We start from the raw sequence: 12,433 nt of genomic DNA on the forward strand, positions 1-12,433 counted from the left end.
GCATGGCGGGGCCCGGCACCGATCCCGCTAGACTTCTGGCCCTAACACCCGTGGGGAACCTGTGCGGGGGGCGGCGTCCCCCGCCGAACTCGACAAAGAATCCGTCCTGCGACGTCAGTCAGCAGCCGCTGCAAGGAGTTCACGTACGTGTCTCGCCGCCTGTTCACCTCCGAGTCCGTCACCGAAGGACACCCGGACAAGATCGCGGACCAGATCAGCGATGCGATCCTCGACTCGATGCTCAAGGACGACCCGAAGAGCCGGGTCGCCGTCGAGACGTTGATCACGACCGGTCAGGTGCATGTGGCCGGTGAGGTCACCACCGAGACCTATGTGGACATCCCGGGCGTGATCCGGGAGAAGATCCTGGAGATCGGCTACGACTCGTCCAAGAAGGGCTTCGACGGGAACTCCTGCGGCGTGTCGGTGTCGATCGGCGCGCAGTCGCCCGACATCGCGCAGGGCGTCGACGACGCCTACGAGACCCGCGAGGGCGAGGGCGTCGACGACCTGGACCGGCAGGGCGCGGGCGACCAGGGCCTGATGTTCGGCTACGCCACCAACGAGACGCCCGAGCTGATGCCGCTGCCGATCACGCTGGCGCACCGGCTCGCGCAGCGGCTGTCGGCGGTCCGCAAGAGCGGCGACGTCCCCTACCTGCGCCCGGACGGCAAGACCCAGGTCACCATCGAGTACGACGGCGTCCGCGGCGTCCGCCTCGACACCGTCGTGGTGTCCAGCCAGCACGCTCCCGACATCGACCTGAAGGAGCTGCTCGCGCCGGACGTGAAGGAGCACGTGGTCGACCCGGTGCTCGCCCAGTTCGACCTCGACACCGAGGGCTACCGGCTGCTGGTGAACCCGACCGGCCGGTTCGAGATCGGCGGCCCGATGGGCGACGCCGGCCTCACCGGACGCAAGATCATCGTCGACACCTACGGCGGGATGGCCCGGCACGGCGGCGGCGCGTTCTCCGGCAAGGACCCGTCCAAGGTCGACCGGTCCGCCGCGTACGCGATGCGCTGGGTCGCCAAGAACATCGTGGCCGCGCAGCTCGCCGACCGCGCCGAGGTCCAGGTCGCCTACGCGATCGGCAAGGCGCACCCGGTGGGCGTGTTCGTGGAGACGTTCGGCACCGAGAAGGTCGCCACCGAGAAGATCGAGAAGGCCATCGACGACGTGTTCGACCTGCGTCCGGCCGCGATCGTCCGCGACCTGGACCTGCTCCGCCCGATCTACCAGCAGACCGCCGCTTACGGCCACTTCGGCCGGTCGGGGCCCGCCTTCACCTGGGAGTCGACCGACCGCGCCAAGGACCTGGCCTCCGCCGCCGGCTTCTGACCCGGTCACACGGGAGAGGGCCCCGGGGACGTCCCCGGGGCCCTCTCCCGTGTTCGCGGCTCGTCAGGCGTCGCAGTGGTTGCCGCGGTGCAGGCCGTAGCGGGCGGCGATCGTGTAGCGGCCGGGCCTGTGCGCCGTCAGCCGCACGAAGTCGCCCGCGCGCGCCAGGCAGGCGTCCCCGCCGGTGGCGCTCAGCCAGGGCGACCAGGAGACCCGCATCAGGACCGACCCGCTGGACGGCATGTCGACGACGAGTTCACCGGCGTTGAGCCGGTGGACGGACGCGGGGCGGTCGACCAGCGGTACCGGACGTGCGACGCGGAACAGGCGCCAGTGCTCGTCCCGCCAGATCTCCGTGAGGTACGGCTGGTTCCCCTCGACGAGGGCGGCCTCCTCCTGCGCCGCCCAGTCGACCTCCTGCTCGGGCAGGACGACGTACTGCACGGCCCATTCGTGCAGCCAGTCGCGGTAGGAGCCGGGCGTGAGCGCACCGTCCTCGTAGAAGAGCGTGTGGCGTTCCGCGTCGACCTGGCGGTTCCAGCCGCGTGCCAGGATGAAGTGCCGGCTGAGGCCGGACGACTCCCAGTGGGAGCGCAGTGGCACGACCTCGATGCGCCCCTTGTCCGCGCCGAGGGCGTCCAGTTCGGCGATGAGGCCGCGGGCGTGGTCGGCGGCGGATCCGGCGGGCTCGGTGTGGATCAGGTCGTCGACGGGCTTCACGACTTGCCAGGACGCCGTGACGATGAACGCCAGGGACAGCACGGCGATGCGGACGCGTCCGTGTGCGCGCGCGACGGCCGACAGCAGGAGCATGCCGCCGAACAGCAGCGCCAGGCGTTCGACGTTGCTGCCGACGGGGGAGGGGGTCAGCCAGGTGAGGACGATCCCGGCCAGGTAGACGCCGGCGCCGATGCGGACGAACGTCCAGCTCTTCGGCGCGCACAGCAGGATCGCGATGACGCTCGTGATCGCGGGCAGCACGATGGCGGTGAGCGAGATCGGCTGCACACCGCTGAACGGGAACAGCAGGCTCGTCGTCCCCACCACGACGGGAAGGCCGATGGCGAGGCAGGCGCCCGCGCGGCGCCGGCCGGTCAGGACCAGGGCGGCGGCCAGCACCAGCAGGAACAGGCCCGCTACGGGGCTGGCGAGCGAGGCGAGCAGGCTGAGGCCAGCCATCCCGGCGGCGCGCAGCGCGGGTGTGCCGCGCGGGGTGAACACCACGATCGTCGCCATGAGCGCGAAGAGCAGGCCCAGGCCGAACGTGACGCGGCCCGAGGCGGCGTTGCACACCAGCGCGAACGCGGCCCACAGCGACGCGGGCAGTGCCACCGGGGCCCTGAACCGCTTGAGCAGGTGCGCGGTCAGGGCGGCCGAGAGCGTGCCCGTGACGACCGCGACCGTGCGTATGCCGAACAGCGCCATCAGGTGCGGCGACATGACGCTGTAGGACGCGGGGTGCATCCCGCCGTACCAAGCGAAGCTGTACGCCGCCCCTGGGTGGTTCCAGGCGAAGTCCGTCCATGCGGCCTGCGCCGCCAGGTCGCCCCCCTCGTTCGCCAGGAACAGCGCCCACACCAGGTGAAGGACGGCGGCGGCCGCGGTGGCCGCCACCACCGGGTGGCGTACCCGCTTCCTCCACACGGACGAGGGGCTCGGGGGACGGCGCGGCGACCCATGCCGGGCCTGGGCGTCCGTCAGCTCTGGAGTATGCGCTGTGGTCACTTCGCCTGCACGGGCTCGTCGGACGGCGGGGGGACGCGGAGGGCATCGGGCAATGGGCCGGCGGATGCGCGCCCCGTTCGAACGGACCAACCGTTCGAACGGATCAACCCTAGCGCCCGCACCGGGCTGTCGGGTTGGTCTGGTAGGACGGGGGCGTGACGAAGGACGGCGGGGGAGGCGGCGGGGGACCGGACCTGATCCCGGGGCTGGACGACCTTCCGCGGGCCCCCGCCGACCCGCCCGGCAGGCCTGACGGGCGGAAGAGGCCGGGAAGGCCCGGCAAGAAGGGGACGCGCCGCCCGGCCGCGGAACTGCCGGTGGCGCGGGTCGCGGTCGACATGTCCCTGCCGCATCTGGACCGCCCGTTCGACTACCTGGTGCCCGCCGAGATGGACGCGAGGGCGGTGCCGGGGTGCCGGGTGCGGGTGCGGTTCGCCGGGCAGCTCGTCGACGGGTTCCTGCTGGAGCGGGCCGCCGAGAGCGGCCACGACGGGAAGCTGCTGTTCCTGGAGCGGGTCACCTCGCCCGAGCCGGTGCTGACGCCGGAGATCGCCGCGCTGGCCCGGGAGGTGGCCGACCGGTACGCGGGGATGTTCGCGGACGTGCTGCGGCTGGCCGTCCCGCCCCGGCACGCCCGCGTCGAGGCGGAACCCGTGCCGGTACCGGACGGTCGTGCGGGGCCCGGTGACCGCACGGTGCCCGATGCGGCGGATGCCGGGGTGTGGCGGGACTACCCGGCCGGGCCGTCGTTCCTGGGGGCGCTGGCCGCGGGGAGGGCGCCGCGGGCGGTCTGGACGGCGCTGCCGGGGCCCGGCTGGGCGGCGGCCATAGCGCGGGCCGTGGCCGTCACCCTGCACGGCGACCGCGGCGCGCTCGTCGTCGTGGCCGACGGGCGTGACGTGGCGCGTGTGGACGCCGCGCTCGAAGCCGAGCTGGGGGAGGGCCTGCATGTCGCCCTCACAGCGGACCTGGGCCCCGCCGAGCGCTACCGGAGATGGCTCGCGATCCTGCGCGGCAAGGCGCGGGCGGTCGTCGGCACGCGCGCCGCCATGTTCGCGCCTGTCACCGATCTCGGGCTGGTCGTGCTGTGGGACGACGGAGACGACGTCCACGCCGAACCTCACGCCCCTTACCCGCATCCCCGTGACGTCCTCGCGTTGCGTGCGCACAGGGCGACGGCCGGGGCGCTGATCGGCGGGTTCACCAGGACCACCGACGCCACGCAACTGGTGGAGAGCGGCTGGGCGCACGCGCTCGCGGCCGACCGGACCCGGATCCGCACGGTGATGCCCCGCGTCCGGTACGCGGGGGAGGACGCACAGCTCGCCCGCGACGCCGCCGCCCACACGGCGCGCCTGCCGAACGTCGCGTTCGAGGCGGCCAGGCACGCGCTGGAGGACGGGCCCGTTCTCGTGCAGGTGCCAAGGCGCGGTTATGTACCGGGCATAGCGTGCGGGCGTTGCCGTACACCGGCACGGTGCGACGCGTGCCAGGGACCCTTGTCGCTAGCGTCGCCCCATGCCGCCCCCTACTGCCGGTGGTGCGGACGTATCGCGGGCGGCTGGCACTGCCCCGAATGTGGCTTCTTCCAAGTACGCGCGGTCGTGGTGGGCGCCAAGCGCACGGCGGAGGAGCTGGGCAGAGCGTTTCCCGGCGTGCCCGTACGGACGTCGGGGCGGGACGCGATCCTTGAGCAGATCGGGCCGGAACGGGCTCTCGTGGTGTCCACGCCGGGGGCCGAGCCGCCCGCGGAAGGGGGCTACCGGGCCGCGCTGCTGCTGGACGGCTGGGTCCTGCTCGGACGCCCGGATCTGCGCGCCGGGGAGGAGACGCTGCGCCGCTGGCTCAACGCGGCGTCGCTCGTCCGCCCGCAGGCGCCGGTGATCGTGGCCGCCGAAGGGTCCCTTCCCGCCGTCCAGGCCCTCGTCCGGTGGGATCCGGTCACCTACGCGGAGCGCGAACTGGCCGAACGCAGGGAGGCGGGCTTTCCCCCGGCCGCGCGCATGGCCTCGCTCACCGGGTCCTCGGCCGCCATACGGGAGCTTCTGGCCGATGCCCGGCTGCCCGCAGGGGCCGAGGTGCTGGGGCCGGTACCCGTCCCCCAGCCGGGGGCCGGCGCCCAGGAGAAGGAGCGCGCGTTGATACGCGTGCCCCGGGCGGCGGGACACGCCCTGGCCCACGCGCTGAAGGAAGCCCAGGGCGTACGCAGCGCGCGCAAGGCGACGGAGACGGTACGCGTCCAGATCGACCCCCTGGAGCTGATCTGACCAATAGGGTTCTCGGGTGGCCGACAACTGGGTGGAGAGCACCGTCGCGGATCTGCGGCAGTGGACGGATGAACGAGGCGAGACGCTGGACGAGCAGGGGGTCCGTATCCTGCTCGGTCTTGCCCGGGAGGAGATGGGCCTTGCAGGGGCGCACGAGCTGACCCCGGACGGGCTGCGCCGGCTGCTGCTGGAGGTCTTCCCCGAGACCGTGGTCGCCGGCAGCGACGACGTTCCCACCGTCCTCGACGCCCTCCGCAAGATCGTCGGTCAGCTGCGCGACACCGGCGCCGTCCCGGCACCGGACGCCGCGGCGCTGGCCGCGGAAATCGACCGGACCGGGCCCGAGTTCGCCCAGGTCGTCGCCGCGGTCGACGGCGAGGAGCGGCAGGCCGCCGCCGAGGTGATCGGGGGGCTGCTGCGGGCCGACGGGATCTCCCTGGACGACCAGGAGGCCGTCGACGCGTGGATGCGCGAGTTCGAGGCGCTGCCCGAGGAGGAGCGGTACGCGCGGACCGAGGCGTACCTGCGGGAGGCCGGGGAGCTCGTCGTCCCGCCCGTCCGGCTGGCGCCGCGGGCCGCGGTTGCCGCGGCCGCGCGCGGTTCCCGGCTGACCGGGACGATCCTGGCCCTGGCCGACTGGACGGGCGAGCGGACCCTCACCGAGCACGACACGCTCACCGAGACGGACGCCGAGGACGCCGCCGCCGACCTGGGGCTGGACGCCCCCCGCCGCTACGGGGAGGTGGAGGACGAGGGCGAGCTGGAACGCCTGTGGTGGGCCGCCGTAGAGGCGAACGTCATCACGGCCGGGAACGGCACCGCCGCCCCAGGGCCTGCCTGCGGAGACCTCCGGTCGGATGACGACGCGGAACTGCTCGCCGCCTGGCTGCCGCTGTTCGAGGCCGTGGTCGTCCCTGGGCACGACTACGCAGACGGCCTGGACGCGGTGGAACTCGTGCAGAACGAGATGACCGGCGTCCTGATCCACCTGTACGAGCAGGAAGAGCCGACCGAGCCGGACATCCTGGCCGGGGCGCTGCTGGGCCATGTCGCGGAGGCCTACGACCTCACCGACGCCGAGGCGATGCCCGCCCTCGTCTCCGACGCGTTCCGGCTGGAACTGGCGACCCTTGAGGACTGGGGCATCGTCGAGAAGTCCGGCGAGGGGCGTGCTCTGACGCCGCTCGGCGTGTGGGCCGTCCGCGAGCTGCTGGTGGCGGACGGGTTCACCGCCCCCGTCATCGGCGAGCTGGCCGGAGCGCGCGCGTCCGAGCTCATCGCCGGGCTCACCTGGTACCGGCCCGAGGCCGCCGACGAGGAGATCGACGGCTGGCTGGCCTCCCACGACCCCAAGGACGCCGCCGCCGACCTGCTGGACGTCATGCGAACCGGAAGCCCGGGCGCCCGCAACCTCGCTGCGGCCGTCCTGCACCGCATCGGCCCGGAGGCCGCCGGCGTGGTCCGGGCCGCGCAAGAGCATCCTCTGGTCTCGCCCTACGCCGCGCTCTGGCTCAACGCCGTCGGAGACTCGGCCGGACGGGAGCTGGCCCGTGAGGAGTACCTCTGGGTGTTCGTCGACACCGTCGCCGGGATGCTGGAGACCGCCGAGCCCGGGGAGGCGGTCGAGGCCGCCCTCATCGACGCTCCGCCGGAGGCTGAGATGAAGGTCATGGTCGAGGAGCTGTGGCGCACGGAGCATCCCGGTGTGGCCGACGTCCTGGAGGCCCTGGGCGCGCACCATCCCGACAAGGCGACCGCCAAGGCCGCCCGCACCGCCGCTTATAAGGCACGCTCGGTGCGCTAAGGGGCCCATCGCGGAGTGTGAATCACCAAGGCTCGCCCTCCGTAGACTGGGCGAGCATTCCTTACCCAAGAAACCCCGCAACGCAAGAAACCTCGCAAGAGATCTCGCAGGAAACGGAGTCCTCGTTGGCCGTCAAGCCCATCCGCCTCTTCGGAGACCCCGTCCTGCGCACGCCCGCCGAGCCGGTGAAGGACTTCGACAAGGAGCTGCGCCAGCTCGTCAAGGACCTCACCGACACGATGATCGACGCTCCCGGCGCGGGCCTCGCCGCGCCGCAGCTCGGCGTGGGCCTGCGAGTGTTCACCTACTACGTCGACGACCGGCTGGGACATCTGATCAACCCCAGCCTGGACCTGTCGGACGAGCAGGAGACCGATGACGAGGGGTGCCTGTCCCTGCCCGGCCTGGCGTTCCCCACGCCGCGCTCGGTCGGCGTCGTGGCGAAGGGCTTCAACATGCACGGGGAGCCCATCACGCTGGAGGGAAGCCACCTGCTGGCCCGCTGCGTCCAGCACGAGACCGACCACCTGGACGGGATCATCTTCATCGACCGGATGGACCCGGAGCAGCGCAAGGCCGCGATGAAGGCGATCCGGGAGGCCGAGTGGTTCGGCGACCCGGTCCCCGTCGTCAGGGAGTCGCCGCACCGGACCTTCGGGAAGGCGATCTAGGTGCGGCTGGTCTTCGCCGGAACCCCCGAGGCCGCGCTCCCGGCGCTGACGGCGCTTCTGGGGTCCTCGCACGAGGTGGCCGCGGTCGTGACCCGCCCCGACCGGCCCGCGGGCCGTGGGAGGCGGCTCAGCGCCAGCCCGGTCGCCGAGCTCGCCGCCGAGGCCGGGGTCGAGGTGCTCAAGCCCGCCAAGGCCCGCGACCCGGAGTTCCTCGACCGGCTCCGCGAGATCGCGCCCGACTGCTGCCCGGTCGTCGCCTACGGGGCGCTGCTGCCCCGCGAGGCCCTGGACATCCCCCGGCACGGCTGGGTGAACCTGCACTTCTCGCTGCTGCCCGCGTGGCGCGGTGCGGCGCCCGTGCAGCGCGCGATCCTGCACGGCGACGACATGACCGGCGCGGCCACGTTCCAGATCGAGGAGGGGCTCGACACCGGCCCGGTGTACGGCGTCCTCACCGAACCGATCCGGCCGGCCGACACGGCCGGTGACCTCCTGGGACGGCTCGCCGTCGCCGGTGCGACCCTCCTGCTGGACACGATGAACGGCATCGAGGCGGGCGTCCTCGAACCCCGGCCGCAGCCGGCCGAAGGCGTGTCCCACGCGGCGAAGCTGACGCCCGAGGACGGCCACGTCGACTGGGGGAGCCCCGCACTGCACATCGACCGCCTCGTCCGCGCGTGCACACCGGCCCCCGGTGCTTGGACGAACTTCCGTGACACGCGGATCAAGCTGGGACCGGTCCGTCCCGCCCCCGACGCGGACAAGCTGCCGCCCGGCGAGATCCGCGCGGGAAAGAACGAGGTACTGGTGGGAACGGCCACGCACCCCGTCGCGTTGGGCGAAGTACAGCCGCAGGGCAAGCGCCGCATGGCCGCCGCCGACTGGATCCGCGGCATCAACCTCACCGGCAAGGACACGCTGCACTGATGCCACCCGCCCGCAACCGCCGACACGTCCAGAACCGCAGGCCGGGCGGCCCCCGCAGGACCGGCCGTCCCCAGGACCTCGTCCGCCGCACGGCGTTCGACGTGATCCGGGCGGTCGAGACCCGCGACGCGTACGCGAACCTCCTGCTGCCCACCCGCCTGCGCGACCGCGGCCTGTCCGGACGCGACGCCGCCCTCGCCACCGAGCTCACCTACGGCACGCTGCGGGGCCGGGGCACCTACGACGCCGTCCTCGCGCTGTGCAGCGACCGGGAACTGCGCCGGATCGACGCCCCGCTCCTGGACGTCCTGCGACTGGGCGCCCATCAGATCCTCGCGACCCGCATCCCGCCGCACGCGGCGGTGGGGACCACCGTGGAGCTGGCCCGGTCCGTCGCCGGCCCCGGCCAGGCGAAGTTCGCCAACGCGGTGCTCCGCAAGGTCGCCACCCGCGACCTGGACGCCTGGCTGCAGATCGTGGCGCCCGCCGACACCGATGCGACGACGCGCCTGTCGGTCCTGTACAGCCACCCCAAGTGGATCGTGTCCGCTCTGCGCGACGCCGTCGGGCCGGACGAGATCGAGGATCTTCTGGCGGCCGACAACGCCCGCCCCCGGGTGACGTTGGTGGCGCGCCCCGGGCGAGTCACACTCCAAGAGCTCTACGGGGCCGGTGCGGAACCCGCCCTGTACTCGCCCTATGCCGCCGTGCTGCCCGAGGGTGATCCGGCGGGCATCGCCGCCGTCCGTGACGGGCGCGCCGCCGTCCAGGACGAGGCCAGCCAGATGGTCGCCCTGGCGCTGGCCGACGCTCCTCTGGACGGCCGCGACACGCGCTGGGCGGACCTCTGCGCCGGTCCCGGAGGCAAGGCGGGCCTTCTGTCGGCGCTCGCGACCCAGCGTGACGCGCGGCTGCTGGCGGCCGACGTTCAGCCGCACCGCGCGGGGCTCGTCCGGCGCGCCGTCGACGCCCGTGCCGGTGTGGTCGCGGCCGACGGCACCGCCCCCGCATGGCGTCCGGGGTCCTTCGACCGGGTCATGGTCGACGCGCCCTGCACCGGCCTGGGCGCGCTTCGCCGCCGTCCCGAATCCCGCTGGCGCCGCGGCCCCGAGGCGGTCGCCGGACTCGGCGCCCTGCAGCGGAAACTGCTCGCCACGGCGCTGGAGTCCGTCCGGCCCGGCGGTGTGGTGGCCTACGTCACGTGCTCACCGCACTTGGCCGAGACCCGTGTGGTGGTGGACGACGTTCTGGGTAGGCGTGATGACGCCGAACGGCTCGACGCGCCAGCGGTCCTGACATCGCTCTCCCCGGATCTCACCGGCATGGGGGACGGCCCGTACGCCCAGTTCTGGCCGCACCGCCACGGCACGGACGCGATGTTCCTGGCCCTCCTGCGCCGTACCTAGACCTGGGGGATCTCCGTGCTGACCGGCTTCATGCTCTTCATGTCGTACCTGGGCAGCGCGGCGTTCTACGTTCCGTTGCTCATCGCGCTGTTCTGGTGCGTGGCTCCGCGTCTTGCGGCACGGGCCGCGGTTCTCCTGCTGTTCGGCGCGCTGCTCAACACGCTCCTCAAGCTGGTCTTCCACGATCCCCGCCCGTACTGGACGGACCCCTCCGTCAAGGGCAGGCAGTCACTGGAGTCCTTCGGGATGCCGTCCGGCCACGCCCAGAACGGCATCGCGGCCTGGGGTTTCTTCGCCGCCCAGACAAGGCGGTGGTTCCTGTGGGCGGGTGCCGCCGTCATCATCGTCTTGATCGGCGTGTCCCGCGTCTATCTGGGCGTCCACTCGATCGGCCAGGTCCTTGCGGGGTGGGCCATCGGCTTGGCCCTCCTGGTGGCCGTCATGGGGCTGGAGCCGATCGTCGTCCCGTGGTGGACCCGCCGCCCCCTGGCCGTGCAGATGGCCCTCTCCCTGGCGGTCTCCCTGCTGTTGCTGGCGGCGGCGTGGGGCGCGGTGCAGCCGCTGCTGAACTGGCAATGGCCCGAAGGCTGGGCGGAGGCCATCAGGGCGGCCGGAGGCCGGATCGAGCCCATCACACTGACCGACTCGGCCAGAGCCTCCGGCGGGCTCTGCGGCGGACTGGCGGGCCTGTCCCTGCTCGCCGCCCGCGGCTGGTTCGACCCCGGCGGCGGGCCCTGGCAGCGTCTGGCGCGCCTCCCGGTCGGCTTCGTCGGCGCCGCCGCCATCGCCCTGACCGACCTGCTGTCCGGCGGGACGAACCTGGCGCAGGCGTTCGCCGTCCAGGTGCTGCTCGCCCTGTGGGTCACGGCCGGTGCGCCGGAGTCCTTCGTCCGCCTCCGCCTGGCCGCGCGTCCCACCCCCGCCGTCACCCGGCCGGGTGAGGAACGGGCGGAACTGCGCCAATAGACTCTGGGCATCATGGCTCCTCAGATCGCACCCAGCATCCTGTCCGCCGACTTCGCCCACCTGGCCGAGGACGTCGCGCTCATCGCCGACTCCGCCGACTGGGTGCACGTCGACGTCATGGACAACCACTTCGTCCCCAACCTCACCCTCGGGCTGCCCGTCGTCCAGGCCCTGCTGAAGCACAGCGCGCTGCCGCTCGACTGCCACCTCATGATCGAGGACCCCGACCGCTGGGCCCCGGAGTACGCCGAGGCGGGCGCGAAGAGCGTCACCATCCACGCCGAAGCGGCGAAGGCCCCGATCCGCACCCTGCGCGCCATCCGCTCCGCCGGCGCGCGCGCGGGGCTCGGCGTGAACCCGGCCACGCCGGTGGACGGTTTCGAAGACCTCCTCGGCGAGATCGACATGCTGCTCCTCATGACCGTCGAGCCCGGCTTCGGCGGCCAGAAGTTCCTGGACGTCGTCCTGCCGAAGGTGCGCCGCGCCCGAGAGCTCATCAAGGGCCGCGACCTCCCCGTCTGGCTCCAGGTAGACGGCGGCGTCAGCGCCGAGACCATCGAACGCTGCGCCGAGGCCGGGGCGGATGTCTTCGTCGCCGGCAGTGCCGTCTACGGGGCCGACGACCCGGCCGAGGCCGTCCGTAAGCTGCGCGCCCAAGCCGACGAGGCGACGGCCAAGGCGGACTGGTGATCCTGCCCTGCGCGGCCGTCCTGTTCGACGTGGACGGCACCCTCGTCGACTCCACGCCCCTCGTCGAGCGTGCGGCCCGCGAATGGGCCGCCGAGTACGGCATCGACCCGGACGAGTTCCTGGCCGACGCCCATGGCCGCCGGACGAGCGACCGCGTGGCGGACTTCCTGCCACCGGACCGGGTCCGGGAAGCCACCGCGCGCCTGGACGCCCTCGAAGCGACCGGTACCGACGGCATCACCGCCCTCCCCGGCGCGGTGGAACTCCTGGCCGGCATGAACGGCCTGCCCCACGCCTTCGTCACGTCCATGGACAGGGCACAACTGGAGCTCCGCACCGGCGCGGCGGGCATCCCCCTGCCGCCCATCGTCATCACCGCGGAGGACGTCCCGGACGGCAAACCGGACCCGTCCGGCTACCTCCAGGCGGCCGGGCACCTGGGCGTGGACCCGTCCGGCTGCCTGGTCATCGAGGACGCCCCCGCGGGCATAGCCGCCGGCCGTGCCGCCGGAGCCACCGTCCTGGCGGTGCTCACCAGCCATCCAAGGGAATCCCTGGCGGCGGCCCATCACACCGTCGAGAACCTGGCCCGGGTGGCGGCGGCCCCGGACGGGCTCCACCTTCGGCTCTGACACA

At 73.0% G+C, this 12,433-nt stretch carries 10 protein-coding genes; 9 read left to right on the forward strand and 1 reads right to left on the reverse strand.

Going from position 1 to position 12,433, the window contains the following annotated elements; genetic code table 11:
• Positions 1-147: 147 nt before the first annotated feature.
• Positions 148-1,341 (forward strand): methionine adenosyltransferase, encoded by a 1,194-nt coding sequence (gene metK / locus AF1_RS09240; RefSeq protein ID WP_067795098.1) that lies wholly within the window; start codon positions 148-150, stop codon positions 1,339-1,341.
• Positions 1,342-1,404: 63 nt separating this feature from the next.
• On the opposite strand, the gene AF1_RS09245 is transcribed toward metK, so the two are convergent.
• Complete coding sequence (locus AF1_RS09245; protein WP_242608789.1) at positions 1,405-3,066, reverse strand: MFS transporter; 1,662 nt, start codon at positions 3,064-3,066, stop codon at positions 1,405-1,407.
• Positions 3,067-3,221: 155 nt separating this feature from the next.
• Between AF1_RS09245 and AF1_RS09250 the strand changes: the two genes are divergently transcribed.
• From AF1_RS09250 to AF1_RS09285, 8 genes are all read left to right on the forward strand, one after another.
• A complete protein-coding gene (locus AF1_RS09250) occupies positions 3,222-5,333 on the forward strand; it encodes a primosomal protein N' (RefSeq protein ID WP_067795104.1) in 2,112 nt (703 codons plus the stop codon).
• 16 nt (positions 5,334-5,349) lie between these two features.
• Complete coding sequence (locus AF1_RS09255; RefSeq protein ID WP_067795107.1) at positions 5,350-7,137, forward strand: hypothetical protein; 1,788 nt, start codon at positions 5,350-5,352, stop codon at positions 7,135-7,137.
• Between the two features lie 125 nt (positions 7,138-7,262).
• The gene (gene def, locus AF1_RS09260; protein WP_067795110.1) at positions 7,263-7,808 is read left to right on the forward strand and encodes a peptide deformylase; all 546 of its coding nucleotides are present in this window, start codon (positions 7,263-7,265) and stop codon (positions 7,806-7,808) included.
• The gene (fmt, locus tag AF1_RS09265; protein WP_067795113.1) at positions 7,809-8,735 is read left to right on the forward strand and encodes a methionyl-tRNA formyltransferase; all 927 of its coding nucleotides are present in this window, start codon (positions 7,809-7,811) and stop codon (positions 8,733-8,735) included.
• On the forward strand, positions 8,735-10,141 hold the full coding sequence (locus AF1_RS09270; RefSeq protein WP_067795115.1) for an RsmB/NOP family class I SAM-dependent RNA methyltransferase: 1,407 nt from the start codon (positions 8,735-8,737) through the stop codon (positions 10,139-10,141). The genes fmt and AF1_RS09270 overlap by 1 nt, the downstream gene beginning before the upstream one ends.
• Positions 10,142-10,156: 15 nt before the next feature.
• Positions 10,157-11,107 carry a phosphatase PAP2 family protein gene (locus AF1_RS36785; RefSeq protein ID WP_067795118.1) on the forward strand — a complete coding sequence of 317 codons (951 nt, stop codon included), beginning with the start codon at positions 10,157-10,159 and terminating at the stop codon, positions 11,105-11,107.
• A gap of 12 nt (positions 11,108-11,119) precedes the next feature.
• A complete protein-coding gene (gene rpe / locus AF1_RS09280; RefSeq protein WP_067795121.1) occupies positions 11,120-11,797 on the forward strand; it encodes a ribulose-phosphate 3-epimerase in 678 nt (225 codons plus the stop codon).
• Positions 11,794-12,429, forward strand: a complete 636-nt coding sequence (locus AF1_RS09285) for an HAD-IA family hydrolase (protein WP_067795123.1) — start codon at positions 11,794-11,796, stop codon at positions 12,427-12,429. The genes rpe and AF1_RS09285 overlap by 4 nt, the downstream gene beginning before the upstream one ends.
• The last annotated feature ends 4 nt before the right edge of the window (positions 12,430-12,433 follow it).

It is taken from the genome of Actinomadura formosensis NBRC 14204 (genome assembly GCF_001552155.1).
Taxonomy (GTDB): Bacteria; Actinomycetota; Actinomycetes; order Streptosporangiales; family Streptosporangiaceae; genus Spirillospora; species Spirillospora formosensis.